We start from the raw sequence: 25,229 nt of genomic DNA on the forward strand, positions 1-25,229 counted from the left end.
TCTCCCCTGAACTTTGACCAAGGTTTCACTTCGATCTGCGCACTTGGTTGGGCCAGATTGATACCCAAGCACAAAAAACCTCCTGGATTGAGATCCAGGAGGTGCAGGGTGGCGCAGATGAGATTGAATCAGTGTCTGGGCTTGATGCTCAGATGGCGCCCCGGGTGGGTGGGGTGAGTCCGGCGTTGCCGGCGTAGAGCGCAGCGGTTCGGTTCACAGTGGGCAATGGGATGCCGTCCTCGGTGTTGAGGCCCCAGAGATAAGGAACAGTGTCGCGGCCGAAGCGGGCGGCATACTCCTCACTGGTGAGCAGAGCGCTCAGGGCGGTCGTCTGGCCCTGCTTGCCGCGCACGGCCAGGAAATCGCTCACCTCTTTGGGTTGACCGGCCCGCCCCATCAGGGCGAGATAGGCCGCAGAGGCGGCGCGAAGCGGGGCCATGCGGTTGAGGCGCTGCTGGAACAGGTCACTGGACGCGACGATCCCGACAAACTCGGACAGGGAGATCTGCCCATCACGCAATTGGGATTCGGCGTCACCGAGCCGTTCAGCTGCCAATGGCATGCGATTCAGCAGTTGCCGGTAGGTGGCTGCAATCACAGCCTGAAGTGAAGACTCGCTGGCTCCGGGCCGCCAGGTGATCGGCGCGCCGATGCCACGTCGGCGGCTGAAGCCCTGAGGACGGGCACCCTGGAGGGCGTTCGCCATCGCGGCCTGGGGTTCGCGAACCTGAGTGAAGCTGGCGCCATTGCCGCTCAGGCGGGCAGACCAGCCCCCCACCGGCGGAGAAGAAAGCTGGCGCGTGGTCTGGGCGGGAGCGGGTGACCAGGCAGGAGCCGCGTAGCCAAAGCGCTGACGTGCAGCACTCCAGCGCCGGGTGGGCTCCGGCGGCTGCTTGATGCTCTGGGGTCCCTCCACCGAAGGACGGGCAGCAGGCTGCTCGCCATCGGCGATCTTGGGGCTCCAGCCGCCCACAACGCGCTGCAGGCGACGGTCTGGCAGGTTGCGTTGGGTGAGGTCGCCGCTACCGCGGAACGACTCGTTACGGGCAGTTTCGGGGCGGCGCACAGGGGTGAGCTCCACAACCGCTGCCGCGTTGTAAGGCACCTTCAGCTTCGGCACCCGACGGGCGTTGAGATCGGCCGGCGTGACAAACCGCTCGTAGGGAACGGTGTCCTCACCGAAGGACTGGCTGTATTCGGCGCTTTCAAGGATCGCGTCGATGACGCCGTAGAAGCCCTTGCGAGCGGCTGTGTCGAAGTAGCTGTTGATCTCCCAGCGGCCGAAGGTAGGCCGGCCGAGCAGACGTCGATGGATCACCTCAATCGCTTTGGTGATGTACAGACCCGACCAGTAGCGGCGGCGGAAGGGATTCGAACGCGCCACCAGGCGAATGAACTCCCTCAGGGAGATGTCACCGTTCTCCAGCTTGATCTCTTCGACAGTGAGTCGTTCGCCCTGGTAGCCAGCGGTGCCGAGCACCTGGACGTAGACGGCACGAATCACCGCCTGGGTGCTGGATTCGGTGCCACGAATGCTGGGTTCTCCACCTCGGCGGGGCACGGAGGCGCCACCGGTGGAAATCTGCTGGAGGCGAACCACCTTCGGCCCCACCCGTCGCGGAGTGGACGCGCGGAATTGGGGGCTGTCCATCTGACCCGGCTGCTTCATGCCGTTGCCCACCAGGATGCGGCGGGTGTCGTAGCCGAAGGGCGCTGGCCGGGTGGCCACCGAGGCCGTGGACGACGGAAAGATTGCCCCGTACGTGAGGCCCAGAGGGTCGTTGCCGCCGCCGTAGACGTGCTGGTCGGGCAGAGGCTGCCTGTAAGCGGCGTAGAGGGTGATGTATTGAGGCGCGCCTTCGAACGGGGCGCTGAACCGGAAGAGTTTGCGGTTGGAACCCCAGCCGGCACTCTCCTGAGCTTCTTCACCGAGATCGCGCAGGTAAGGAACCGTTTCCTCCCCGAACACCTGGGCGTACTCCATGGAATTGATCAGGGAGTCGACCAGGCCGGCCAGGCCCTGGGCGCTGACAATCGCGAAGTAGCGGCGGAACTCCTCAATCGAACTGACACCGCGTCCGAGGAAATGACGGAAGGCCAGCTCCACCACCCGGCTGTTGGAGAATCTGCCGTAAAACTGGCGGCGGTATTCCTTGCTGCGACCGAGGGCGCGGATGAAATCGCGCATCGCCAGCTGGCCCTGTCGCAGCTGGGTGTCTTCCACCGGGCACACCACCTGGGAGTAGCCCTTGACGATGTCGCGTTCGAAGACCTGGCGATAGGCGGCCCGGATCACCTCGGCCTTCTCACGCCCGGAGAGGCCTGGCTTCATCACGAAGCGCTGGGGGGATTCGGCTGCGAGGGCGTAGATCGCCGGCAGCTGCAGGCCCTGGTTCTCAGGGCTGCCGAGGCGCTGGCGCGGTGAAGGCGTGGGAACGTCCAGTTCCTTGAGCAGGACGTTGAAGCAGTCGATCACCAGCTGACGGGCCTCTGATTCCTGCCGGAAAAGATTGGCCGCTGCTGCTCGCATTTCCTGCAGCGCCACATTGGTGGCGGCCAGGGAACAGGCTTTCTCCAGGACGTCGCGGAGGCCCCGGGTGTTCACCGCCAGGATGCTGGGATCGCCCGCCACGACGGCGTATCCCACGTAGCGCAGGAACCAGCCCATGTCCCGGAGGGACTTGCGCATCCGCTCAGTGCCGTAGCGAGCCACGCTGATCGGCGTGAAGCCCGTGGGCAGCACCACCCGTACGTCGGCGTCGGCTTGCAGACCCTCGAGCACCCGCCCGAGCAGGCCACTTCCGCCGGTTCCCTGGGCGAAGGTGCGCACCGAACGGCTGAAGGCGGCCTGGTCGGCGGCAAGTACGGCCTCTTCAGGCACGGTGACCGCAAAGGGCGTCAGCGGCTCATCGAGATAGGAGAGCGGTGTGCCGCCGGCGAAGATGCGGTTGGCCGCCTTGGCGACGATGGCATCCGCATTGGCCGAGAGTCTGCGGGCCGCTTCCATGCGGGTGGCGCCGCTCTGAAAGAAGGTGAGGAGCGTGTCGAGCTCCCCCTTTTCGGGAAAGCGATCCTGCTGCTCCGCCTGACGGACGCTGGAGAGCGGCAGGGTGTCGTAGCGCTGAGGGCTGACCCTGTTGCTGCCGCTGCTGGCGGTCACGGTCATGGAGAGGGGCGTGTACCAGGCCTGGCCAGGGTACGGCTCAGCTTCCGGCCCTTTTGAACGCCATAGACAAATGTTTGCAGCCCTGAGGGCACGAGGGGCACAGGCTGGGCCCGGCCATGAAAAGCTCGCCTTTCCCCTTCTCCGTTCCTTTGCCTGTGTCCGAGCCAGTCGCCGATGCCGCCACACCGGCGGTGCGCTCCTTCTACGACCGCTTCCCTTATCCCGGCGATCCCCTGCAGGACGGCCCCCCGCCCGGGTACAACTGGCGCTGGTGCTACCCCTGCGTGGTGAGCGCCTGCACGGGGATGCTCCCGGAACAGGCGGAGCCCTTGCGCCTGCTTGATGCCGGCTGCGGTACGGGCGTGAGCACCGACTATCTCGCCCATCTCAACCCTGGGGCCGAGATCCTCGCGGTGGACATCAGCCCTGGCACGCTGGAGGTGGCCCGCCGGCGGTTGGAGCGCTCGGGCGGCACCAGGGTGGCCGGCTCCTTGCGGATCGAGCAACGCAGCCTGCTGGACCTCCAGGGCGAAGGCCCCTTCGACCTGATCAATTCCGTGGGAGTGCTGCACCACCTGCGGCAACCGGAAGCTGGCCTGAAGGCCCTGGCAGCGTTGCTGCGCCCAGGCGGACTCCTGCACCTTTTCCTCTATGCCGATGGAGGGCGCTGGGAGATTCACCGTGTTCAGGCCGCCCTCTCTCTGATGGGGGTCAATGGCGATGGCGAAGGACTGCGCCTGGGGCGCCAGCTGTTCGATGCTCTGCCGCCAGCCAACCGCCTGCGTCTCCACCATGAGCAGCGTTGGGCGCTCGATACGGCGGCCGACGTCAACTTCGCGGACATGTATCTCCACCCGCAGGAGACCAGTTACGACATCAAACGTCTGTTCGATTTCGTCGATCAGGCCGACCTGAGTTTCGCTGGCTTCTCCAATCCCCAGGTCTGGGATCCGGCCCGGCTGTTGTCAGGAGAACTGCTCGAACGCGCTCGTGCCCTGCCCGAGCGGGAGCGTTGGGCGTTGGTGGAGGCCCTCGACCCGGACATCAGCCATTTCGAGTTCTTCCTCAGCCGTGGCGAGCTGGCCAGGCAGACCTGGGAGGACGACTCCACGCTGCTGGCTGCGCACGGCTGCCGCAACCCCTGCCTCTGGGGCTGGCCCGGTGCCAGCCTGCTGGACCCCGATCTGCGGCCACGCGATCTCACCCCGGATGCCGTGGAGCTGCTCACTCAGATCGAGCAGGCGCCACCGGGCACAGCGCTCAGGGCACTGCCGCTCGACTGGGAGCCCGCCCGCATCGCCGGTACTGCCCGCTGGCTCTGGCAGCACCGTTTGCTGTTGCTGAGCGCACCAGTGCCAGCCTGAAACGTCAAGGGAGCTGTGCGGGCTCCGTGATAGATTCCGGCCGCCTTTCCAATGGATTTGGAGCGTTTGCAGGCTCTTCCCGACGCGTCCAAGATCACATCCGGCATGCCTGCCGGGGGTGTTTCGGGCGGCTCCCGTCAGGCCCTGAGCCTCGAGCCCACCACAGACGTTTTTCCTCCTCAGGAAATCAATGATCTGCGGGCAGCGCTTCTGCGCGATCTCTCCGGGCGTTCCTCGGAAGTTCCGCTTCTGATCCAACCGGTTCAACCTGACGCAACGCTCCCAACCGAGGCCCCGCTGGCCAACGGTATGGACGACTACGCCAGGTTGCAGCGCCGCATTCAGCTGGCCACGCTGATTCTTTCCGCGTTTGCCGTTGTTCTTGCTGCCCTCCTGTTCGATCGTTCCACGGCTTTGAGCCTCGCTGTAGGCGCACTGGCCGGCATGCTCTACATGCGGATGCTTGCCCGCAGTGTCGCTCGCATCGGCGGCGACAAACGCGCGGTCGGCAAGTCCCAGTTGCTTGTGCCGATCGTGCTTGTGCTGGCAGCCTCCCGGTTGCCATATCTGGAGATCGTGCCTTCGCTTGTTGGATTTCTTCTCTACAAGCCGGCCTTGATTCTTCAGGCTCTCACCGACCGCTGATTCCCGGCCACCGTCCCGTCGATCCGGGCCTCCTGTCCTTTCTCGTCGCTTCTGCGTCACCCCAGCACACCGATGGCACCGTTGTCTCTCTTGCTGCCCCTGGCCGAACTGGAGGTTGGAAAACACCTCTACTGGAAGATTGGTGGTCTGGTGATCCACGGTCAGGTGTTCATCAGTTCCTGGGTTGTGATCGGCGCCCTGCTGGCACTGGTCGTGGTGGGCACCCGCAAGCTGGAGAGAGATCCCAGGGGTGTTCAGAACCTGCTGGAGTTCCTCTGGTCCTACGTCCGTGATCTGGCTCGTGAGCAGATCGGCGAAAAGGCCTACCGCGATTGGTTGCCGTTCATCGGCACCCTGTTTCTGTTCATCTTCGTCAGCAACTGGGGCGGCGCCCTGGTTCCCTGGAAGTTGATCCACCTTCCGAGTGGAGAGCTCGGTGCGCCCACCGCCGACATCAACACAACCATCGCCTTGGCGCTGCTTGTTTCTCTCGCCTATTTCTACGCAGGTCTCAGCCGGAAAGGTTTCCGGTATTTCGAGTACTACGTGGAGCCCACTCCGATCATGCTTCCGTTCAAGATCGTTGAGGATTTCACCAAGCCTCTCTCCCTTTCTTTCCGTCTGTTCGGCAACATTCTTGCTGACGAACTTGTGGTGGCCGTTCTGGCCTTCCTGGTGCCCCTGATTGTGCCGCTGCCTGCCATGTTTCTTGGCCTGTTCACCAGCGCCATTCAGGCCCTGATCTTCGCCACCCTTGCTGCCTACTACATCGGCGAGGCTGTTCACGAAGAAGCTCACTGAACCTCTGCCGCCCAGGCACGTCCCAGCGATCTGCTAAACCTCCTGCGCGTAGGTCCGGCCATTGCCGGGCCCATCTCCGATCCGGGGATGTCCCAAGCGCCAGGTCCAACCCGCGCTTCACCGGCGCCTTCCATCCCCCCCGTTCCAAAATGGATTCCATCACTTCCGCCGCCTCCGTCGTGGCTGCCGGTCTTGCCGTCGGCCTCGGCGCCATCGGCCCCGGCATCGGTCAGGGCACCGCTGCCGGCGGCGCTGTTGAGGGCATCGCCCGCCAGCCCGAAGCCGAAGGCAAGATCCGCGGCACCCTGCTGCTGTCGCTGGCCTTCATGGAAGCTCTGACCATCTACGGCCTTGTTGTGGCCCTGGTGCTCCTGTTCGCGAACCCTTTCGCAGGCTGATCGCCGTCCGTCGGGATCGGGAGACCAGCCCATTCATTTGGTGCGGCCCCGATCCAGACCCTGGCTTCGTTTGAACCGTCCAGACCCATCTGCCGTGCTTTGCACGGCAGCCGTACCTGATCCTTCCAGCGTCCCTGCCCCATGACCAGCTGGCTTCTGCTCGCCGCAGCCGGTGCTCCAGAGGGAGGTCTCTTCGACCTCGATGCCACCCTGCCGCTCATGGCGGTGCAGGTGGTGCTCCTCACCTACGTTCTCAACCTGCTGTTCTTCCGGCCAATTGGTCGCACGGTTGAAGAGCGCGACAGCTACATCACTCTGAGCCGTGCGGATGCCAAGCAGAAGCTTGCACAAGCCGAGCGCCTCGCCGCCGATCTCACCGCCCAGCTGAAGGACGCTCGACAGAAGTCCCAGACGCTGATCGTGGAAGCCGAGGAGGAGATGGACCGGCTGTATCGCTCGGCTCTTGCTGCTGCACAGGCCGATGTCAACGCCAGCATGGAAAGCGCACGCCGCACCATCGAGGCTGAACGTCAGAAGGCCATGGAGCACCTTGAAGGCGAATCCGATCTTCTCAGCGAACTGATCGTCAACCGTCTGCTGGCTGCGAAATGACCCCTTCCCTCTTTCTGATGGCGCCCCATTCCCCGCTGTTCGCCAGCGAGGGACATTTCGGGCTCAATCTCAATCTTTTCGAAACCAACGTCATCAACCTGGCGATCGTGATCGCCGCGCTGGTGTGGTTTCTGCCCAAGGTTCTCGGCAGCGCTTTGGAGCGAAGGCGCGAAGTGATCCTGAGCGATCTCCAGGACGCCGAGGAGCGGCTTGGCGCAGCCACAGCCGCCCTTGCCACTGCCCAGAAGGATCTGGCCGAGGCTCAGATCAAGGCGGATCAGATCAGGGCCGACGGCAAAGTGCGCGCTGAGTCCATCCGGCTCGAAAGCGAGCGTCGCACGGTGGAAGCCATGGCGCTGCTGAAACAGGGCTCAAGCAACGATCTTCAATCAGAAGCCGACAGGGTGAGCGAAAAGCTCCGCCGCGAGGCGGCCAGGCTGGCGGTTGAAAAGGCTCTTGCAGCTCTCCCCTCTAAGCTCGATGCCGGTGCCCAGCTCGCACTGATCGACCGTTCCATCGAATCGCTGGGTGAAGTCTGATGCCCTTGCTCAATACCATCGCTTCGCCCTACGCCGAAGCCCTTCTCCAGATCACCGATCAATCCGGTGAGAGTGAACTCGTTGCCGAGCAGGCCAAGCAGTTGCTTGATCTCTGGCACCAATCCGCTGAGTTGCGCCAATCCTTCGTTTCCCCTGTGATTGAGCCGGAAACGAAGAAAGCCATTGTGGTGGCCCTCTTCCAGGATCAGCTCACTCCGTCGTTCCTGAACCTCCTCAAGCTCCTCGCTGATCGTCAGAGGATCTCAATCCTTGATTCGATCCTGGAGCGCTTCCTCACACTCTTCCGTGAGCAGCGCCACATCGCTCTGGCCAGCGTGGTTTCCGCCACGCCTTTGAGCGACGAGCAGCAACAGGCCCTGCGCACCAAGGTGCAGGCGCTGGCTGGTACCGAAAACGTCGAGTTCAAGCTCGACGTCGATCCCTCGTTGATTGGCGGGCTGATCGTCAGATTCGGATCCAAGGTGATCGACGCCAGCCTCTCCGGCCAGGTCCGGAGGCTTGGACTGGCGCTCGCCAAGAGCGGCTGAACCCCAAGGTTCCCGGCTTTCTCCTTCTTCCCCTCCCCTCCTTTCCTTCCATCGCCTCCCCGCGCGGGGAACTGAACCCATGGTTTCCATCCGTCCCGACGAGATCAGCGCCATCCTCAAGCAGCAGATCGAGGACTACGACAAGTCCGTATCGGTCAGCAACGTCGGCACGGTGCTCCAGGTGGGCGACGGCATCGCCAGGGTCTATGGCCTTGAGCAGGTGATGGCTGGCGAACTGCTCGAGTTCGAAGACGGCACCGAGGGCATTGCTCTCAATCTGGAAGACGACAACGTCGGCGTGGTGCTGATGGGCGAAGGCATCAGCATTCAGGAAGGCAGCACGGTCAAAGCCACCGGACGCATCGCTGAAGTGCCGGTGGGCGACGCCATGCTCGGCCGGGTTGTGGATCCGCTGGCCCGGCCCATCGACGGCAAAGGTGAGATTGCCACCTCGGAAACCCGCCTGATCGAATCGCCCGCACCTGGAATCATCCAGCGCAAGTCGGTGCATGAGCCGATGCAGACGGGCATCACCGCGATCGACGCCATGATTCCGATCGGCCGCGGCCAGCGCGAACTGATCATCGGTGACCGCCAGACCGGCAAGACGGCCATCGCCATCGACACCATCCTCAACCAGAAGGGTGAGGGTGTTGTTTGCGTCTATGTGGCGATCGGCCAGAAGCAGGCTTCAGTGGCCAACGTCATTGATGTGCTGCGTGAGAAGGGAGCCCTCGATTACACGATCGTTGTGGCAGCCTGTGCCTCCGAGCCGGCGGCCCTTCAGTACCTCGCCCCTTATGCCGGCGCGGCTATTGCTGAGTACTTCATGTACAAAGGCCAGGCCACCCTGGTGATCTACGACGACCTCACCAAGCAGGCCCAGGCTTACCGCCAGATGTCCCTGCTGCTGCGCCGCCCGCCCGGCCGTGAGGCCTACCCCGGCGACGTCTTCTATTGCCACAGCCGTCTGCTTGAGCGGGCCGCCAAGCTGTCCGATGCCATGGGCAAAGGCAGCATGACAGCCCTGCCCATCATCGAAACCCAGGCTGGAGACGTTTCCGCCTACATCCCCACCAACGTGATCTCGATCACGGATGGCCAGATCTTCCTCACGTCCGACCTCTTCAACTCCGGCCTGCGGCCCGCCATCAACGTGGGCATTTCGGTGAGCCGCGTGGGCGGTGCAGCTCAGACCAAGGCCATCAAGAAGATCGCCGGCACCCTCAAACTGGAACTGGCCCAGTTCGACGAACTCGCTGCCTTCTCCCAGTTCGCTTCTGACCTGGATGCCGCCACACAGAAGCAGCTTGGCCGGGGCAAGCGCCTGCGTGAACTGCTCAAACAGCCCCAGTACAGCCCGCTGATTCTGGCCGAACAGGTGGCCGTGGTCTATGCCGGGGTCAAGGGCCTGATCGATGACGTGGCCATCGACCAGGTGACCCAGTTCGTTCGCGAGCTGCGGGAATACCTCAAGACCAATGCGGCTGCCTATATCGAGCAGGTGCAAACCGAGAAGCAGTTGAGCGAATCCTCCGAGGCCATGCTCAAGGCGGCCATCAGCGAAGTCACCTCCACCCTTCTGGCTTCGGCCTGATCTCCCTGAAGCGAAGCACCTGAACCATGGCCAACCTCAAGGAAACCCGCGACCGCATCAGTTCGGTCAAGAACACCCGCAAGATCACCGAGGCCATGGGGATGGTCGCGGCAGCCAAGGTGCGGCGTGCCCAGGAACAGGTGCTGCGGTCGAGGCCGTTTGCCGACCGCCTGGCCCGGATGCTCGAAAACCTGCAGACCCGTCTGCGTTTCGAGGATGTGGCCAACACCCCGCTGCTTGAACAGACCCGGCCTGTGCGTCACATCACCCTTGTGGTGGTGAGTGCTGACCGTGGCCTCTGTGGTGGCTACAACGCCAACATCATCAAGCGCACGGAACAGCGTTTCGCAGAGCTCAAGGGCCAGGGTTTCACGGTGGAACTGGTGCTGATCGGACGCAAGGCCGCCGGATACTTCAAGAACCGTTCCTATCCGATCCTCACCACGTTCACCGGCCTTGAGCAGGTGCCTACAGCGGATGAGGCGGGCAAGATCGGCGACGAAGTGCTGGCGGCCTTCCTCTCCGGCAGCACAGACCGGGTGGAGATGATCTACACCAAGTTCATCAACCTCGTGAGCAGCGGCCCTGTCTCCCAGACCCTGCTGCCGCTCGACCCCCAGGGCATTGCCGCCCAGGATGATGAGATTTTCCGTCTCACCACACGGGAAGGTCGGCTGGCGGTTGAACGGGGCGTGCCTTCCGGCAACAGCGTTCCGCCTTTGGAGTCGGAGTTCGTGTTTGAGCAGAGCCCGGATCAGCTGCTCAATGCCCTGCTGCCGCTTTACCTCGACAACCAACTGCTTCGTTCCCTCCAGGAAGCCGCCGCGAGTGAGCTGGCCAGCCGCATGACGGCCATGAACAGCGCCAGCGATAACGCCAAGGAGCTCGCCAAGTCGCTCACTCTCGATTACAACAAGGCCCGCCAGGCTGCGATCACCCAGGAAATCCTGGAAATCGTGGGTGGCTCGGCGATGGGCTGAGGCCATCATCGAGATCCAGCCGCTGTTCCCGCTGGCGCTCGGCCGCCAGCAACTGCGCCCCGACCCGCTCGACTCAGCCGTGATGCTGCAGGAGGCCCTGCAGCTTCGCGGTGCAGCCAATGGCAATCCGTCCGAAGGTTGCGCCTGGACGGGCGACCTGAATGACGCCTGGCAGGTGCATCGCCGCCCTGCTTTTGGCTGGCTCGTGACGCAGCTTGAACGTGCTGCGCCGGCCTATCTCCGAGCGCTCGGTTTTGACACCGAGCAGATTGACTTGCACCTGCAGCGTGCCTGGCCCGTGGTGAGCGAGCCGGGTCAAGCCGTCGGCCGCCACCATCACCCCAACGCCCATCTCAGTGCGGTGTACTACATCACGGGGGATGGCAGTGGTCGCTGCGGCTGCCTGCGGCTCTTCCCGCACCGTCAGGTGAACGAGCTGGTGCCGGGCCTGGCCGTCGGTCACAGCGGGCCGATCACCCCTGATCACCCCCTCAACGCCCCCTGGCAGGACGTGGCTCCTCAGGCTGGTCTTCTGGTGCTTTTTCCTGCGAGCACCGATCACGCGGTGCTGCCCAATGAGGACGACGAGCGGCGCTGCTCGGTGAGCTTTGACCTTTTCCTCTCGGCCCGGTCCTCCAGCAGCCATCCCCCTGAGTTTCTCGCTCCCCACCCCGGCTCGTGGACACCGTTTGCGCGCACGGCCTGAGAGTCCGAACCAACAGCTTCCAGCCAGCAGCTTTCAGGAAGCACCTTTCAGCCAGCAGCTTCCCGCCAGCTGCCTCGCTCCCCGCATGGTTTCGCCCGGCGCCAAACAGCGGCGTTTCCCCGATTCCTTTGCCAACGGGCTTCGCTCCCTGCTTCGGGCCCTTCGGTGAAGACTGAGAGCTCCGTGCTGGCCCTCCGTCCGGGAAGATGGGGCCGCTGCCCTCCCTGAGCGGAGTTGCTCCGCTGCTTGCATCCTCTGCCATGAGTGAAACCTTCACCATCGTCGCTGCGCTCGACGGCGCGACCCATACCTTTTCCTGCTCGGCCGATCAGACGGTGCTGTCGGCGGCGGAAGCCGCTGGCGTGCCACTGCCCAGTTCCTGCTGCTCGGGGGTCTGCACCACCTGTGCGGCTGTGATCACAGAGGGAACGGTGCATCAGCCCGACGCCATGGGTGTCAAGGCCGACCTGCAGACTCAGGGCTATGCCCTGCTCTGTGTGGCCTATCCGCGCAGTGATCTGCAGCTGAAGGCGGGCCAGGAAGACGCGTTGTACGTAGCCCAGTTCGGGCAGTATCAGAAGTGAGCGCCTGGCCCGTGAAGCCAGAGATGCCGTGCGGTTGATCGCCAGGGAGGTGTGGGTGCCGCTTCCAGTCGCTGCGTCGTCGCCAACCCCAGCACCAGTCGCGCCATCGTCCTCCGCTTCGGTACTGGCCGCTGTGTTGGCGGCTCTCGATCGCGAGGAGGGCGTGCCGCTGCGCTGGGCGATCACGGCCGTCGAGAGCGCGGAGCACGGGGCCAGGCGCGCACGGCTGGAAGCAGTGCTGCTGGTGGAGCCATGACCCCTGCCATCGGCCCAGCGGCGCCCTTGCCGCTCCTGCTGGTGATCCCGACCGGGATCGGATGCTGCATCGGCGGCTATGCCGGTGATGGTCTGCCTGCCGCGCGCCTGCTGGCGGCGGCCAGCGGCTGCCTGATCACCCACCCGAACGTGATGAATGGTGCCGCTCTCTACTGGAGCGACCCGAGGATCCACTACGTGGAGGGCTGGGCGTTGAACCGCTTCGCCGCCGGGGATCTGGCGCTCGCACCCGTGCGTCAGCGCCAGGTGGGACTGTTGCTGGATGCCGGCATCGAGCCGGAACTGCGTCAGCGGCACCTGCAGGTGGCGGATGCCTGCAGGGCCACGCTCGGCCTTGCCGTTGGCCCGGTGCTCACCACCGAGCGGCCCCTGGGGGTGGCGTTGAGCCGCAGCAGCAGCGGAGCGAGCGGTGGTGGGCTTGAGCATCCAGCCGAGCTGCTGCGGGCCGGGGAACGCCTGCGAGAGGCGGGGGCCACAGCCATTGCGATCGTGACCCGCTTCCCGGACGACAACGGCCCGCAGGAGCTTGCGGCCTACCGCGGCGGCGCTGGCGTCGACGGGCTGGCCGGTGCCGAGGCGGTGATCAGTCACCTGCTGGGACGCCACCTGGGGATCCCCTGCGCCCACGCGCCCGCCCTGGCGCCACTGCCGCTGGAGGTGGGCCTTGATCCACGCGCCGCAGCTGAAGAACTGGGGCACACGTTTCTGCCCTGCGTGCTCGTGGGCCTGAGCCGCGCCCCTGATCTGGTGCCGCTGCAGCCGGCATCCCCCCTGGTCGGTGCGGCGCTGCCCGCCGAGCTGATCCACCCCGCCCGGATTGGCGCCGTGGTGGCTCCCGCCGGCGCGCTGGGGGGGGAGACGGTGCTGCGCTGCGCCGCCCGCGGCCTGCCGGTGATCGCCGTTCAGAGCAATGCCTGTGTGCTCGAGGTCAGCGGCGACGCCCTCGGGATTCCGGTGCTTCCGGCCGCCACCTATGCCGAGGCGGCGGGTTTGGTGCTGGCTCTGCGCGAGGGGATCGCACCGTCAGCGCTGGTACGCCCTCTCCCCTCGCTGGCTGTTGGCGCGGCGGCGGATTGATCCGGATCAGCGCTGGCAGTGATCCCGATCAGCGCAGGCAGGCCATCGGGTGGCGGGTGGGCACACCCAGCGCCTTGGCCACCCCGGGATGGCACACCGCGCCATCCACCGTGTTCAGTCCCGAGAGCAGTTCGGGCCGCTCGGTGACCGCCTCCACCAGCCCCCGGCCGGCAATGCCGACGATGTAGGGCAGGGTGACGCTGACCAGCGCTTCGGTGGAGGTGAAAGGCACGGCGCCGGGCATGTTGCCGACGGCGTAATGCTGCACGCCATGGATCGTGACCACTGGATCCGTGTGGGTGGTTTCGCGGCTGGTGGCGATGCAGCCGCCCTGGTCGATCGCCACATCGACGATCACGGAGCCGGGCTTCATGCGTCGGACCAGATCTTCGTCGACGAGGGTGGGCGCCCGGCCGCCGGGGGTGAGCACCGCTCCGATCAGCAGATCGGCGCCGGGCACCATGCGCTCGATCAGGCCCCGGCTGCTCACCAGGCTCACCAGCCGGCCGCTTCGGTCGGATTCCAGGCTGCGCAGACGCTGAGGGGAGTGATCGAGCAGGAACACCTCCGCATCCATCGCCGCCGCCAGGCGGGCCGCATTCCACCCCACCGTGCCGGCCCCAAGCACCACGACCCGCGCCGGCCTGACGCCGGTGCAACCGCCGATCAGAACCCCGCGTCCGCCATGGGGCTTTTCGAGCAGGTGCGCGCCCACCTGGGCGGCGAGCCGGCCGGCGATTTCACTCATCGGCGCGAGCAACGGCAGGTTGCCGTTGTCGAGCTGAACGGTTTCGTAGGCCACCCCGGTGGTGCCGGCCTCCAGCAGCGCCCTGCCCACATCCGGGTAGGCCGCCAGGTGTAGGTAGGTGAACAGCACCAGGTCGCTGCGCAGAAAGCGGAACTCTTCGGCCTGGGGCTCCTTCACCTTCACCACCAGATGGGCCGCCCAGGCCTCTTCCTGGCTCACCAGCTGCGCCCCGGCTTCGGCGTAGCTGGAATCGTCGATACCCGCACCATTGCCGGCGCCGCTCTGCACCCGCACCTCCAGGCCATGGGACACCAGCTCCCTGACACCATCGGGGGTGAGGGCCACGCGTTGTTCGTCCCGCTTGATTTCCGTGGGCACGCCGATGCTCGCGATCGGCGCGGTGGGACCGGGGCTGGCCATGCAACTCTCAATCTGCTTACACACTGGCGGCGGCGGGGCCGCACTGCCAGGAATTGGTCCGCATCGGCAGACGATTCAGTCGATGGCGGCAGCAATCGGCATGCGCCAGCCACTGCCGAAGGCCCGGCCGCTCACCTTGATCAGCGGCGCGGCCTGGCGCCGTTTGAACTCGGCCCGGCGCAGCAGGCGGTATACACGCTGGGCCACCTGGGCATCCGTGCCGGCGGCCACCAGTTCCTCCGGGCTGCGCAGCTCTTCGATGAACTGCCGCAGCAGGGGGTCCAGCACGGCGTAGTCGGGCAGGGAATCGGTGTCGCGCTGATCAGGCCGCAACTCAGCGCTTGGTGGCTTCTCGCGGATCGCCGCGCCGATCAGCTCCCCCTTGGCCGGCAGCCCGCAACTGCGGCGGCAGTCGGCGGCGGCGGGGCTGTCCAGCCAGGCGCAGAGGCGGAACACGGTGGTCTTGTAGAGGTCGCCGATCACCGCCAGGCCGCCGTTCATGTCGCCATAGAGGGTGCAATAGCCCACGGCCAGCTCCGATTTGTTGCCGGTGGAGAGCAACAGCCGGCCCTGGGTATTGGCCATGGCCATCAGCAGAGTGCCGCGGATGCGGGATTGCAGGTTCTCGGCCGTCAGCCCTCTGGGTGCGGCTCCGATCGGCGCTTCCAGGGCCTGATCAAATCCCCGCATCAGCGGCTCGATCGCCACGCAGCCGTGGGCGACGCCGAGGCGATCCGCCAGCGCGATCGCATCGGTGCGGGATCCTGCTGAGCTGTAGGGGGAAGGCATCAGCAGCGCGAACAGCTGGTCAGCCCCCAAGGCCGCCACGGCCACGGCGGCCACCAGCGCTGAATCGATGCCGCCGCTGAGTCCGAGCAGCGCCTGCCGGAAGCCGCATTTGCCGGCGTAGTCGCGCACCCCCAGCACCAGCACCCGGAACAGTTGCTCCATCGGATCCGGAGGTGGGGCGACGGGGCCCGTGGGTTCAGCCCCTGGGTCGCTGTCCCACACCGCCAGGCTCTCGGCGGCGCAGGGCAACTGAAGCCGCATGGCACCGGCTGCGTCCACCACGAAGCTGCCGCCGTCGAACACCAGCTCATCGTTGCCGCCCACCTGGTTCACGTACGCCACCGGGCACTGCAGCCGGGCGGCAGCCGCCTGGGCCAGCCGGCAGCGCACGGCGCCTTTGCCCTGCACGAACGGGGACGCCGAGAGGTTGAGCAGCAGGTCGGGCTGCAGCGGCATCAGGGCGGCGATCGGGTCCGCCCCGCGCAGACGATGCCCCTGCAGGCGTTCCTCCACCCAGAGGTCCTCGCAGATGGTCAGGCCGATGCGCCACGGGCGCCCGCCCCACTGGCGTTCGATCAGGCAGGCCGCGTCGGCCGGCTGAAAGTAGCGGCGTTCATCAAAGACGTCGTAGCTAGGGAGCAGGCGCTTACGGGCGACGATGCTCCAGCCGCCCTGCTCCACCAGGGCCACGGCGTTGTGAAGCGCCGGCAGCCCGTTGCCAGCCACCGGCTCGGCGACGCCCACCAACAGAGCCAGCCCGCCGGGCAGCTCATGGGCCAGCGCATCGAGCACCCGCTCCTGCTGGCGCAGCAGCGCAGGCCGCAGCAGCAGATCCCGTGGCGGGTACCCCCACAGCGACAGCTCGGGGCTGGCGACCAGATCAGCCCCGGCAGCGGCGGCCTGACGGCTACGTTCCAGAAGCAGTGCACCGTTGCCGCGCAGGTCTCCCACCAGCGGGTCGATCTGGGCGAGGGCGAGCCGCATCAGCGCAGCGGCGGGGTGGCCGGCCGCCTGCTGGCCGCCACGTCGCCCAGGCCGTAGAGGTTGCGCTTGCGCAGCTCCGGCCACAGTTCCGCCGGGATCAGCTGGGGATCGGGATGGAGGCGCAACTGGGAACTGGCCGTGGCCGGGATCTGCAGCGGCAGCACCTCCACCCGGCCTCCCCGTTGCACCAGGCCATCGATGTGCAACGCGTCGAGCGGCCAGCCCAGGCGAGGCACCACGGCCAGCCGGCAGGCGGCGAGCAGGGCATCCGCCGCGTACCAGCGGGGAATCTGCGGCAGCAGATCGCTGCCCACCACGAAGATCAGGTCGGCTTCAGGCCAGAGCCGGCGGGCCTGCTCCAGAGTGTGGAGGGCGCGGCTGTGGCTGAGGCTCTGGTCCACCTGAATACGAGGATTGCCGATCCCCTCGACCAGCGCCCGCAGCAGCACGGCGCGCACCTCAATGGGGGCCCCATGCTGCTTGAAGGGGTTGTCGCTGGCCCAGGTGCGCACCAGCGGGTAGCGCTCTCCCAGGGCCTGCAGCAGAGCGCGGTGCCCGAGGGTGGGCGGATCGGCGCTCGTGCCGAACAGGGCCACCTGGTCGGGCGCGCTCATGGCTGCAGCCCCTGCAGGGCCGGATCCCAGCCCCGCGGCGACCATTGCTGCAGCCAGGCCTGGGTCTGGGGATCCTGCCGGGCCAGGCGCCGCAGCAGGGCACCGGGGCGGGCCGGGCCCTGATGGGCCGCTTTGAGCAGTTCCGCGGCGGTCAGCCGGCCGGTGAGCCGGGTGGTGTGAACAGCCAGCGCCGCCTGGGCCAGGGCCACGGGAGCGGCAGGGGCCAGCGAGAGCCCGCCGGTGAATGGCGCTGCCACCAGCAGCGCCTGGCGCAGGGCGCCCAGCAGCAGCTGGATGCCGATCTGGGTGCCGCCCAGCAAGGCGCTGTGGCCTGACAGCCGGGCCAGCATCCGCCGCGCCTGAGCGCCATTGATCGTGAGTCCGTACAGCCGGCAGAGCTGCATCACCAGGGCGGTGTCGCAGGCGAGCGAACCAGCCAGATCCAGCAGCACCAGTGGATTGGCGGCAACGCCGGCGGCTTTGAGGGTGGCGTACCGCCCGATCACCCCATGGGCCTGGCGTTGCTGCTGGTGCAGGCGCTGGGCCTGCAGCCGCTGAGCGAATCGATCCCCTGCCTTGAGGCTGTTGAGGGCGAGGAACAGGGCCCCGTGACTGGTCAGCAGGTCCACCAGCCGCTCCTGCAGAGGCTCGATGGCGGGCGGCCGGGCTTCGCTGCGCACACGGCCGTCAGCCAGCAGCTGGGCCTGTCTTGGCGCCGCCGACACCGCCACCAGATCCAGGCCGGCGGCGGCGGCCGGCAGCCGCCGGCGAATGCTGTCGAGCAGCTGGACGCGTTCGCCGGCCGGCCAGCAGTCGATCCGGTTCACCACCACCAGCAAGGGCTTGCCCCAGCCGAGCACCTGCTCCAGGGCTTCGCCTTCCGGGCTGGTGAGGTCGCCGTCGAGCACAAACAGCAGCAGGTCGGCGCCAAGAGCCACCCTGGCGGCCAGCCGCTGGCGGGCCGGGCCATCCACCTCGTCGATGCCGGGGGTGTCCACCAGCTCCACGCCGTTCAGACCCGCGATCGGCTGCTGCCAGCGTTCTCGTTCCTGCAGGCGGGTGCTGCCGTGGGCCAGGTCGGTGGCGAAGCGGGAACGCCCGAGCAAGGCGTTCAGCAGGCTGGATTTGCCCACACCCACCCGGCCGAACACCGCCAGCCGCAGGCGCCCCTGCTCCAGCCGCTCAATCTGGCGATCCAGGGCCGCCAGCTCCGGACCCAGGGCCGAACACTCGCGAGGGGTGAGGTTGAGCTCCGAGCGCCAAAGCCTGAGCAACTGGCGGCAGCGGGTGGGGGTGTCGGGCGTGGGCCTCATTCGCCGGGGACCTCCACAGGCGACTGCGGCCGCCGCCACCAGCCGGCCAGCACCGCCAGTACGGCGTCGGCACCGATCACACCGACGAAGCCACCGAATTCATCCACCACCACCCGCACGGAATGGCTGCTGCGCCGGAAGGCGGTGAGCAGACGGTCAGCGCGGATCATCTCCGGCACGAACTCCACCGGGCTGATGAGGTTCTGGATCGTGGTCTCACCGCGGCCTTCCACCAGGGCCTGCAGAAGGCTTTCCTGGCTGGCCACCCCCAGCACTTCGTCCACCTCTTCGCCCAGCACCACCCACCACGGGGCGTGCTGGGCAAGCAATTGAGGCTTCACGCTCTGGAGGCTTGCCATCCCAGGCAGGGTGGGGGCTGCCACGCGGGGCACCATCAGATCCCGCGCTGTCAGGTCGTTGAGTTGGAACACCTTGCCGATCATGGCGGCTTCGTCGGCTTCGATCTGGCCGGTGCGGGAGCCAAGCCTGGCCAGCAGGCGGATCTCCTCCTCGTCGGTGCTGAGCTCGCTCTCGGCGGTGATCGCCGGCATCAGCCGTTCGAGCACCAGCACCAGCGGCAACATCAACCGCAGCAGCACGTTGACCGTGGCGGCGCTCGCCAGGGACACCGGCATGGCCATGCTGCTGCCGATCGATTTGGGCAGGATTTCCCCCAGCAGGATCACCAGCACGGTGAGGCCGAACGAAAAGAGGGGCAGGGCCATGCCGGAGACGCCCAGCTGCGCGAACACCCAGCCGGCATAGCTGCCGATCATCAGGCTGCCGAAGATGTTGAAGCCGTTGTTGAGAATCACCAGCACCGCCAGGGCGCGGCCCAGACGGTTTTTCAGCCGTTGCAGGGCCCTGGCACCGCGCGGCGGCACCGGACGGCCCGCCAGTTCGTGCACCTTGAGGGGATTGACCGTGAGGATGGCCGCCTCGACGCCTGAGCACAGCGCTGATCCCGCCAGAATCACCACCACCAGCGCTGCCAGGCCGAACAGCTCATTCATGGTGGCGCGCCCTTCCCAGCTCGCTCATGTCGGCGCCTTCATCAAGGCAGGGCATTCCATGCCCTTATTTAATCGTCTAAGTCTCTGTCCCGCCGTTTCGTGGTTCCTCCATGGTGATTTCCGCTGCCACCTTCCAGCAGCGTCGCGCGCTTTTCCTGGAACGGCTCGGTGCCGTGGCCGCCGTGATTCCCGCTGCTCCACTGGTCACCCATCACGCCGATGTGGAACATGGCTTCCGCCAGCACAGCGATTTCTGGTACCTCACGGGGTTCGATGAGCCGGGGGCCGTGGCCCTGTTCCTGCCGCACCGCAGTGAGCACAGGTTCGTGCTGTTCGTAGAACCCAAGGACCCTGCGGCCGAGGTCTGGAACGGCTTCCGCTGGGGGTGTGAAGGCGCGGTGTCCCAGTTCGGCGCCGACCTGGCCCATCCGCGGGCGGAACTGGCCGAACGGCTGGCGGAGTACCTCCAAGGGGCCGAAGGCATCGCGTTCCGGGTGGGTCGTCATCCGAGCGTGGAGCCGCTGGTGCTTTCCGCCTGGGCCGCCCAGCTCGACCGGGCACCGCGCACCGGTCAGGCGGCGCTTGGCCTGGTGGCACCCTGCCCGCTGCTGCACCAGTTGCGCCTGCGCAAGACCGAGGACGAACTGGACCGCCTGCGCGAGGCCGCCCGGATCTCCGCCGAAGCCCATGAGCTGGCGCGGCAGGTGGCGCGGCCCGGGCTGAACGAGCGGCAGGTGCAGGCTGCGATCGAGCAGCACTTTCTGCTTCAGGGCGCCCGTGGTCCTGCCTACGGCTCGATCGTCGCCGGCGGCGACAACGCCTGTGTGCTGCACTACACGAGCAACAATGCACCCTTGCTGGATGGCGATCTGCTGCTGATCGACGCCGGTTGCAGCCTCAGCGATTACTACAACGGCGACATCACCCGCACCTTCCCGGTGGGCGGGCGCTTCAGTGCGGAGCAGCGCGCCCTCTACGACCTGGTGCTGGCTGCCCAGCAGGCGGCGATCGCCTGCGTGAAGCCAGGGGCCGATGCCGAGCAGGTGCATGCGGCCGCGGTGCGGGTGCTGGTGGAGGGACTGGTGGAGCTGGGTCTGCTGCAGGGGGAGGTGGATGGCCTGATCGAGCAGGGCGCCTACCGCCACCTCTATATGCACCGCACCGGCCACTGGCTGGGGCTCGATGTCCACGACGTGGGTGCTTACCGCCTCGGCGAGCATCCGGTGCCGCTTGAGCCCGGCATGGTGCTCACAGTGGAGCCTGGGCTCTACGTGAGCGATCGGCTGCCTATCCCGGATGGCCAGCCCGCCATCGACGCGCGCTGGAAGGGGATCGGCATCCGCATCGAGGACGACGTGGCCGTGACCCCCAGCGGGCACGAGGTGCTCACAGCCGCTGCTCTCAAATCAGCAGACGCCATGGAGCGGTGAAACCGGCTGCACGGTCCGGGCCGTTCCGCTCAGCCGAGCAGGCGGTTCAGCAGCGCGGGAGCCTCCGCCGTGGTGGTCAGGATGTGGTTGGCGCCTGCCTGGCTCAGGTGGTGTTCGTAGACCTGCCGTTGCGCAACGGCTCCCGCGTCCTGCAGGTGAGGCGGAGCCACCGCCAGGCTGACGAAGGCCTGATCGGGATGGCACGCCCGAGCACGCTGCACCGTTTCCACATCCGCCACGGTGTCGCCCACATAGGCCACCAAGGGGGCTTCATGGCCCAGGTCGGTGGTGGCCAGGCGGGCGGCAAGCGTGAGCAGGCCGGTGGGATCGGGCTTGTCCGGAGCGTCGCCCATGGCGATCAGGGGAGGCTGCGGCAATCCGAGCCGCTGATGCAGCACGAAGCGCGCGGAAGCCGGTTCAGCGCCGCTCACGAACCCCCAGGCGAAGCCGTGCTGGCTCAACTGCTCGAAGAAAGGCGGCTGTACCAACAGCGTTTCTTCCCGGATGAAGCCCTGCCACGCTTCTGGCGGGCCGTCTGGGTCCCCTCCGAAATAGAGCTGGCTGAACACCTCCACCAGGGCGCCAAAGCTGGGTAGCGGATCATGCCCGTGGCGCCGCAGCAGCTCCAGCGATGCCTCCCAGTCGTTGTTCCACAGACCTTCGCTCTTGAGCGCATCCACCTCGGTCTGTCCGGGCCGCCAACCGCTGTAGTGGTGAACGGTTTCAGCCAGGGCGCGGCGGTAGCTGCCGCTCACGTCGCGAATGACCCCGTCGATGTCGAACAGCAGAACAGCGCGGGGCTTCAGGGCAGGGAGGCCGGGGCTGGTAGGTTACTCGTTTGATTGTTGTCCTTGAGCGCCGAACCTATGACGGCCAGCGATAGCCCTGACGCGGCGGTTTCTGCGATGCCCGCCGTGTCCGCCATGCCTGAGATCCTTCCCGCCGCCGCTGATCCAAGTGGCGCCCGAGAAGGGCGTCCCGTGCTGCGTGGCGCCAGCGCCGCACTGGCCACGGCCACCCTCGACGAAGATGGCGTTCCTTCCGGCCACACGCCGAAAGCCGATGAAGGCCGCTTCCTGCTCAAGATCCTCTGGCTGCCCGACAACGTCGCTTTGGCCGTTGATCAGATCGTGGGCGGTGGTCCCAGCCCCCTCACCTCCTACTTCTTCTGGCCGCGGGAAGATGCCTGGGAAACCCTCAAAGGTGAACTGGAAGCCAAATCCTGGATCACCGACAATGAGCGGGTGGAGATCCTCAACAAGGCCACCGAGGTGATCAACTACTGGCAAGAGGAAGGCAAAGGCAAGTCGCTCGACGAAGCCAAGCTCAAGTTCCCTGACGTGACCTTCTGCGGAACTGCCTGATTGTCAGCGGCACGCTGCAATGGCCTACGGCCTACCGCGGAGCCCCCAGACCGTTCACGCTTCGTTTGGCTTGGCTTCACTGGCCAGGTTCAAGAACGGAACGGCTCAACACCTGCTGAAGCGAACGGTCGATGGGTGCCGCTCTTCAGCAAATCGCTCACCGACACTCGCTAGAACCTCTAGCACGCTAAAGGCCCCAAGCAGGGGCCTTTTCTCTGTCGATCAAGCGTTCGATTGCCACACTCGCCCTCGGCCAACTCGAATTCGTCAACAAGTTGGGTCGACGGTCAAGTTCCATCCACGGTCGAGTTGAATCCGCTATCGGGTTGCATCCGCGGTCGAGCTGCATCCTTCATCGATTGTCATTCGCAGCAAAGTTCCAGCCACCATCAGATTGCATTCATGATCAAGTTCACCAGGCTTGATCGCCGAATGGTATGGATCGATTGACAGCGATTCTCCACTCTCACTTCGCCACGTTGATGATGACGTTCGTGGGAAGTTGAAGTGCCCGAATTCAGCGCTAGTGAGCCGGCGCTGAGCGTTGCAGGGCCTGCTGGCGGAGATCCAAGGCCTCTTGGCCGAGAACCAGGGCCAGCTGGCAGAGCTCAAGGGCCTGCTGGCAAACATCCAGGGCCCTCATAAAAAAATCTTGGACCGGGCTTGTAGAGCCGATCCAAGACTGTTGATGGCATTGCGGCCATGAAGATTGGGGCTGCCCGGAAAGGACGACCCCGTTGATGGATCAGGCCTTGCGGGTGGCCTGAAGCCGGGCCCGGGCCCGAGCCAGGTTCTGGACGGCTTTCACCTTTTCCGTGCTGGGCGGCTGGCCTTCGAAGCTGGCTGCACGCAGCTGGGCTTCTTCCACCTGCTGCTCGGCGGCGGCGGCATCGATTTTGTCTCCGAGCTCTGCGGTGTTCACAAGCACAGTGACTTCGTCGGCTTCGACTTCGGCAAAACCACCCATCAAGGCAATGGCGGTCCAGTCTTTGCCGCTGCGCAGGCGCATCACGCCCACATCAAGAGCGGTGAGCAAGGAGACGTGTCCGGGGAGGATCCCCAGCTGCCCAGTGGTGCTGGGCAGGATCACCTCATCCGCGCTGCCGTCGAAAACGCTCTGGTCAGGTGCCAGAACACGGAGATTGAGAGTCATGGCGAGAAGGTGACAGGGAGATCAGAGGCAGTCCGTCGCGAATCAGGACTTGGCGTCAGCGAGGATCTTGGCGGCCTTGGCCTTCACCTGATCGATGTTGCCCACGAGGTAGAAAGCAGCCTCGGGAAGATCATCCAGCTCACCAGCGAGGATCATGTTGAAGCCGCTGATGGTGTCTTCGAGCTTCACGTATTCGCCGGACTGGCCAGTGAAGATTTCGGCCACAAAGAAGGGCTGAGACAGGAACTTCTCGATCTTGCGGGCGCGGTCGACGGTGCGACGGTCGTCTTCGGAGAGTTCGTCGAGGCCGAGGATGGCGATGATGTCCTGCAGCTCTTTATAGCGCTGGAGGGTGGATTGCACGGCACGGGCGGTGCGGTAGTGCTCGTCGCCCACAACGGCCGGCTGGAGCATGGTGCTGGTGGAGTCGAGCGGGTCGACGGCCGGGTAGATGCCCTTCGAAGCCAGGCCGCGGCTCAGCACCGTGGTGGCATCGAGGTGGGCAAAGGTGGTGGCGGGAGCGGGGTCGGTGAGGTCGTCGGCCGGCACGTACACAGCCTGGATCGAGGTGATTGAACCTTCGAGCGTGGAGGTGATGCGTTCCTGAAGCTCACCAACGTCGGTGCCGAGGGTGGGCTGATAGCCCACAGCGGAGGGCATGCGGCCGAGCAGGGCGCTCACTTCGGAGCCGGCTTGGACGAAGCGGAAGATGTTGTCGATGAACAGCAGCACATCCTGCTTGTTCACATCACGGAAATGCTCGGCCATGGTGAGTGCCGACAGACCCACGCGCATGCGGGCGCCGGGGGGCTCGTTCATCTGACCGAAGCAGAGCGCCACCTTGGATTTCGGGAGGTCTTCGGAGTTGATCACTCCAGATTCCTTGAACTCTTCGTAGAGGTCGTTGCCCTCACGGGTGCGCTCGCCAACGCCACCGAACACGGAAACACCGCCGTGCTCCTTGGCAATGTTGTTGATGAGCTCCTGGATCAGCACGGTTTTGCCCACGCCGGCGCCACCGAACAGGCCGACCTTGCCACCCTGGCGGTAAGGAGCCAGGAGGTCGATCACCTTGATGCCGGTTTCAAACACCTTGGGCTTGGTTTCGAGCTCGATCAGCTTCGGCGCATCCCTGTGGATGGGAGATGTGAGGGTGGAGGTGACCGGCCCACGCTCATCAACCGGCTCGCCGAGCACGTTGAAGATGCGGCCAAGAGTGGCCTCTCCCACGGGGACGCTGATCGGGGCGCCCGTGTCGAGGGCAGACATGCCACGCACGACGCCGTCGGTGCCGCTCATCGCAACCGCACGCACCCGGTGATCGCCGAGGAGCTGCTGGACTTCGGCGGTGAGGGCGATGTCCTGACCCGAGGAATTGCGGCCTTCAACGCGAATAGCATTGAAGATGCGGGGCAGCTTGCCGGCCGGAAATTCAATGTCGAGAACGGGGCCGATCACCTGACGGACAACACCCTTGGAGCCGGTGTTGACGGGAGCAGCAGCAGCCATAGGAAAGGAAGGAAGATCGCGCAGCGGGACGCGCGCCCGCCTGAAGCCGCGCCACCTTACCACCGCGAATGGCCTGGTCTTCAGAGCCAGAGGCCCGTGCCGCGTGCTGGGTTCGGTCAACCGCACACCGTACCGATTGCACTGCACCCTTCCACCGCCATAGGTTGGCACTCAGGCAGGGCGAGTGCTAATTCGCTCTCCCCTGTGGCGCCCACGGCGCCGCACCACCGCATTTGAAACGATCCATGGCTGCTGTCTCCCTCAGCGTCTCCACTGTCAAACCCCTTGGAGATCGCATTTTCATCAAGGTGTCCGAATCGGAGGAAAAAACCGCGGGCGGCATCCTGCTCCCCGACACTGCAAAGGAGAAGCCCCAGGTGGGCGAAGTGGTCCAAGTGGGCCCCGGCAAGCGCAATGAGGACGGCTCCCGCCAGGCTCCTGAAGTGAGCGTGGGCGACAAGGTGCTCTACAGCAAGTACGCCGGTACTGACATCAAGCTCGGCACCGATGAATTCGTGCTGCTCTCCGAAAAAGACATTCTCGCCATCGTCGACTGATCGCTCCGGCACATGAGGTTCCTGTGAGCCTCAACTGCCCTC

General features: G+C 65.8%; 24 protein-coding genes. 15 read left to right on the plus strand and 9 right to left on the minus strand.

Translation table 11 applies throughout. The features are described 5' to 3' along the window. Positions 1 to 148 precede the first annotated feature (148 nt). Positions 149 to 3,166 (minus strand): phycobilisome rod-core linker polypeptide, encoded by a 3,018-nt coding sequence (locus tag KBY86_RS06790; RefSeq protein ID WP_255140645.1) that lies wholly within the window; start codon positions 3,164 to 3,166, stop codon positions 149 to 151. Between the two features lie 116 nt (positions 3,167 to 3,282). Here KBY86_RS06790 and KBY86_RS06795 point away from each other — a divergent pair, with 116 nt between their 5' ends. The 12 genes from KBY86_RS06795 to KBY86_RS06850 all read left to right on the plus strand — a co-directional run bounded on the left by KBY86_RS06795 (position 3,283) and on the right by KBY86_RS06850 (position 13,293). After that, entirely contained in the window at positions 3,283 to 4,530 is a 1,248-nt protein-coding gene (locus KBY86_RS06795; protein ID WP_261347482.1) for a class I SAM-dependent methyltransferase, read from the plus strand. Positions 4,531 to 4,581: 51 nt separating this feature from the next. Beyond that, the gene (locus KBY86_RS06800) at positions 4,582 to 5,175 is read left to right on the plus strand and encodes an ATP synthase subunit I (RefSeq protein WP_255101109.1); all 594 of its coding nucleotides are present in this window, start codon (positions 4,582 to 4,584) and stop codon (positions 5,173 to 5,175) included. A gap of 72 nt (positions 5,176 to 5,247) precedes the next feature. Further along, a complete protein-coding gene (atpB, locus tag KBY86_RS06805; RefSeq protein WP_094512732.1) occupies positions 5,248 to 5,976 on the plus strand; it encodes a F0F1 ATP synthase subunit A in 729 nt (242 codons plus the stop codon). Positions 5,977 to 6,125: 149 nt separating this feature from the next. Continuing rightward, positions 6,126 to 6,374 (plus strand): ATP synthase F0 subunit C, encoded by a 249-nt coding sequence (atpE, locus tag KBY86_RS06810; RefSeq protein WP_010315318.1) that lies wholly within the window; start codon positions 6,126 to 6,128, stop codon positions 6,372 to 6,374. Between the two features lie 141 nt (positions 6,375 to 6,515). After that, the gene (locus KBY86_RS06815; RefSeq protein ID WP_094512731.1) at positions 6,516 to 6,986 is read left to right on the plus strand and encodes a F0F1 ATP synthase subunit B'; all 471 of its coding nucleotides are present in this window, start codon (positions 6,516 to 6,518) and stop codon (positions 6,984 to 6,986) included. A 17-nt stretch (positions 6,987 to 7,003) separates the two neighbouring features. After that, a complete protein-coding gene (locus KBY86_RS06820) occupies positions 7,004 to 7,525 on the plus strand; it encodes a F0F1 ATP synthase subunit B (protein WP_233132960.1) in 522 nt (173 codons plus the stop codon). Then, positions 7,525 to 8,073 (plus strand): ATP synthase F1 subunit delta, encoded by a 549-nt coding sequence (gene atpH, locus KBY86_RS06825; RefSeq protein ID WP_094512729.1) that lies wholly within the window; start codon positions 7,525 to 7,527, stop codon positions 8,071 to 8,073. The genes KBY86_RS06820 and atpH overlap by 1 nt, the downstream gene beginning before the upstream one ends. 79 nt (positions 8,074 to 8,152) lie before the next feature. Further along, entirely contained in the window at positions 8,153 to 9,670 is a 1,518-nt protein-coding gene (gene atpA, locus KBY86_RS06830; protein WP_094512728.1) for a F0F1 ATP synthase subunit alpha, read from the plus strand. Positions 9,671 to 9,696: 26 nt separating this feature from the next. Beyond that, entirely contained in the window at positions 9,697 to 10,650 is a 954-nt protein-coding gene (locus KBY86_RS06835) for a F0F1 ATP synthase subunit gamma (RefSeq protein ID WP_094512727.1), read from the plus strand. Beyond that, positions 10,631 to 11,356, plus strand: a complete 726-nt coding sequence (locus tag KBY86_RS06840; protein WP_255140647.1) for a TIGR02466 family protein — start codon at positions 10,631 to 10,633, stop codon at positions 11,354 to 11,356. Before KBY86_RS06835 ends, KBY86_RS06840 begins: the two co-directional genes overlap by 20 nt. A gap of 260 nt (positions 11,357 to 11,616) precedes the next feature. Next, positions 11,617 to 11,940, plus strand: a complete 324-nt coding sequence (locus KBY86_RS06845) for a 2Fe-2S iron-sulfur cluster-binding protein (protein WP_094512726.1) — start codon at positions 11,617 to 11,619, stop codon at positions 11,938 to 11,940. Between the two features lie 252 nt (positions 11,941 to 12,192). Beyond that, complete coding sequence (locus tag KBY86_RS06850; RefSeq protein ID WP_255140648.1) at positions 12,193 to 13,293, plus strand: DUF3326 domain-containing protein; 1,101 nt, start codon at positions 12,193 to 12,195, stop codon at positions 13,291 to 13,293. A gap of 28 nt (positions 13,294 to 13,321) precedes the next feature. On the opposite strand, the gene ald is transcribed toward KBY86_RS06850, so the two are convergent. From ald to KBY86_RS06875, 5 genes are all read right to left on the minus strand, one after another. Next, positions 13,322 to 14,461, minus strand: a complete 1,140-nt coding sequence (gene ald / locus KBY86_RS06855) for an alanine dehydrogenase (RefSeq protein ID WP_094512724.1) — start codon at positions 14,459 to 14,461, stop codon at positions 13,322 to 13,324. A 75-nt stretch (positions 14,462 to 14,536) separates the two neighbouring features. Then, positions 14,537 to 16,234 (minus strand): NAD+ synthase, encoded by a 1,698-nt coding sequence (locus tag KBY86_RS06860; RefSeq protein WP_255140649.1) that lies wholly within the window; start codon positions 16,232 to 16,234, stop codon positions 14,537 to 14,539. After that, the gene (locus KBY86_RS06865; RefSeq protein WP_094512816.1) at positions 16,234 to 16,848 is read right to left on the minus strand and encodes a nicotinate-nucleotide adenylyltransferase; all 615 of its coding nucleotides are present in this window, start codon (positions 16,846 to 16,848) and stop codon (positions 16,234 to 16,236) included. Before KBY86_RS06865 ends, KBY86_RS06860 begins: the two co-directional genes overlap by 1 nt. After that, positions 16,845 to 18,161: a GTP-binding protein gene (locus tag KBY86_RS06870; protein WP_255140650.1), complete on the minus strand. Its 1,317-nt coding sequence runs from the start codon at positions 18,159 to 18,161 to the stop codon at positions 16,845 to 16,847. The genes KBY86_RS06865 and KBY86_RS06870 overlap by 4 nt, the downstream gene beginning before the upstream one ends. Further along, positions 18,158 to 19,174, minus strand: a complete 1,017-nt coding sequence (locus KBY86_RS06875; protein WP_255140651.1) for a CNNM domain-containing protein — start codon at positions 19,172 to 19,174, stop codon at positions 18,158 to 18,160. The genes KBY86_RS06870 and KBY86_RS06875 overlap by 4 nt, the downstream gene beginning before the upstream one ends. 110 nt (positions 19,175 to 19,284) lie before the next feature. On the opposite strand from KBY86_RS06875, the gene KBY86_RS06880 reads away from it, so the two are divergent. Beyond that, positions 19,285 to 20,604 (plus strand): aminopeptidase P N-terminal domain-containing protein, encoded by a 1,320-nt coding sequence (locus KBY86_RS06880; protein WP_255140652.1) that lies wholly within the window; start codon positions 19,285 to 19,287, stop codon positions 20,602 to 20,604. Positions 20,605 to 20,633: 29 nt separating this feature from the next. Here KBY86_RS06880 and KBY86_RS06885 read toward each other — a convergent pair whose 3' ends face one another. Then, the gene (locus tag KBY86_RS06885) at positions 20,634 to 21,410 is read right to left on the minus strand and encodes a TIGR01548 family HAD-type hydrolase (RefSeq protein ID WP_255140684.1); all 777 of its coding nucleotides are present in this window, start codon (positions 21,408 to 21,410) and stop codon (positions 20,634 to 20,636) included. A 99-nt stretch (positions 21,411 to 21,509) separates the two neighbouring features. Between KBY86_RS06885 and KBY86_RS06890 the strand changes: the two genes are divergently transcribed. Continuing rightward, positions 21,510 to 21,968 (plus strand): 30S ribosomal protein PSRP-3, encoded by a 459-nt coding sequence (locus KBY86_RS06890; RefSeq protein WP_255101103.1) that lies wholly within the window; start codon positions 21,510 to 21,512, stop codon positions 21,966 to 21,968. A gap of 745 nt (positions 21,969 to 22,713) precedes the next feature. On the opposite strand, the gene atpC is transcribed toward KBY86_RS06890, so the two are convergent. Both atpC and atpD read right to left on the minus strand, forming a co-directional pair. Beyond that, positions 22,714 to 23,121, minus strand: coding sequence for an ATP synthase F1 subunit epsilon (gene atpC, locus KBY86_RS06895; RefSeq protein ID WP_255101102.1), 408 nt, complete (start codon positions 23,119 to 23,121; stop codon positions 22,714 to 22,716). Positions 23,122 to 23,163: 42 nt separating this feature from the next. Continuing rightward, entirely contained in the window at positions 23,164 to 24,630 is a 1,467-nt protein-coding gene (gene atpD, locus KBY86_RS06900; RefSeq protein WP_094512716.1) for a F0F1 ATP synthase subunit beta, read from the minus strand. 245 nt (positions 24,631 to 24,875) lie between these two features. Here atpD and groES point away from each other — a divergent pair, with 245 nt between their 5' ends. Then, complete coding sequence (groES, locus tag KBY86_RS06905; protein ID WP_094512715.1) at positions 24,876 to 25,187, plus strand: co-chaperone GroES; 312 nt, start codon at positions 24,876 to 24,878, stop codon at positions 25,185 to 25,187. Positions 25,188 to 25,229: the final 42 nt, after the last annotated feature.

The organism is Synechococcus sp. Lug-A, from assembly GCF_024345655.1.
In the GTDB taxonomy this organism is placed as follows: Bacteria; Cyanobacteriota; Cyanobacteriia; order PCC-6307; family Cyanobiaceae; genus MW101C3.

Bases quoted from the DNA above. Each gene is read 5' to 3' on its own strand.
- KBY86_RS06790 (WP_255140645.1), bottom strand. From the start codon at position 3,166: ATGACCGTGACCGCCAGCAGCGGCAGCAACAGGGTCAGCCCTCAGCGC.
- KBY86_RS06795 (WP_261347482.1), top strand. From the start codon at position 3,283: ATGAAAAGCTCGCCTTTCCCCTTCTCCGTTCCTTTGCCTGTGTCCGAG.
- KBY86_RS06800 (WP_255101109.1), top strand. From the start codon at position 4,582: ATGGATTTGGAGCGTTTGCAGGCTCTTCCCGACGCGTCCAAGATCACA.
- atpB (WP_094512732.1), top strand. From the start codon at position 5,248: ATGGCACCGTTGTCTCTCTTGCTGCCCCTGGCCGAACTGGAGGTTGGA.
- atpE (WP_010315318.1), top strand. From the start codon at position 6,126: ATGGATTCCATCACTTCCGCCGCCTCCGTCGTGGCTGCCGGTCTTGCC.
- KBY86_RS06815 (WP_094512731.1), top strand. From the start codon at position 6,516: ATGACCAGCTGGCTTCTGCTCGCCGCAGCCGGTGCTCCAGAGGGAGGT.
- KBY86_RS06820 (WP_233132960.1), top strand. From the start codon at position 7,004: ATGGCGCCCCATTCCCCGCTGTTCGCCAGCGAGGGACATTTCGGGCTC.
- atpH (WP_094512729.1), top strand. From the start codon at position 7,525: ATGCCCTTGCTCAATACCATCGCTTCGCCCTACGCCGAAGCCCTTCTC.
- atpA (WP_094512728.1), top strand. From the start codon at position 8,153: ATGGTTTCCATCCGTCCCGACGAGATCAGCGCCATCCTCAAGCAGCAG.
- KBY86_RS06835 (WP_094512727.1), top strand. From the start codon at position 9,697: ATGGCCAACCTCAAGGAAACCCGCGACCGCATCAGTTCGGTCAAGAAC.
- KBY86_RS06845 (WP_094512726.1), top strand. From the start codon at position 11,617: ATGAGTGAAACCTTCACCATCGTCGCTGCGCTCGACGGCGCGACCCAT.
- KBY86_RS06850 (WP_255140648.1), top strand. From the start codon at position 12,193: ATGACCCCTGCCATCGGCCCAGCGGCGCCCTTGCCGCTCCTGCTGGTG.
- ald (WP_094512724.1), bottom strand. From the start codon at position 14,461: ATGGCCAGCCCCGGTCCCACCGCGCCGATCGCGAGCATCGGCGTGCCC.
- KBY86_RS06860 (WP_255140649.1), bottom strand. From the start codon at position 16,234: ATGCGGCTCGCCCTCGCCCAGATCGACCCGCTGGTGGGAGACCTGCGC.
- KBY86_RS06865 (WP_094512816.1), bottom strand. From the start codon at position 16,848: ATGAGCGCGCCCGACCAGGTGGCCCTGTTCGGCACGAGCGCCGATCCG.
- KBY86_RS06870 (WP_255140650.1), bottom strand. From the start codon at position 18,161: ATGAGGCCCACGCCCGACACCCCCACCCGCTGCCGCCAGTTGCTCAGG.
- KBY86_RS06875 (WP_255140651.1), bottom strand. From the start codon at position 19,174: ATGAATGAGCTGTTCGGCCTGGCAGCGCTGGTGGTGGTGATTCTGGCG.
- KBY86_RS06880 (WP_255140652.1), top strand. From the start codon at position 19,285: ATGGTGATTTCCGCTGCCACCTTCCAGCAGCGTCGCGCGCTTTTCCTG.
- KBY86_RS06890 (WP_255101103.1), top strand. From the start codon at position 21,510: ATGCCCGCCGTGTCCGCCATGCCTGAGATCCTTCCCGCCGCCGCTGAT.
- atpC (WP_255101102.1), bottom strand. From the start codon at position 23,121: ATGACTCTCAATCTCCGTGTTCTGGCACCTGACCAGAGCGTTTTCGAC.
- atpD (WP_094512716.1), bottom strand. From the start codon at position 24,630: ATGGCTGCTGCTGCTCCCGTCAACACCGGCTCCAAGGGTGTTGTCCGT.
- groES (WP_094512715.1), top strand. From the start codon at position 24,876: ATGGCTGCTGTCTCCCTCAGCGTCTCCACTGTCAAACCCCTTGGAGAT.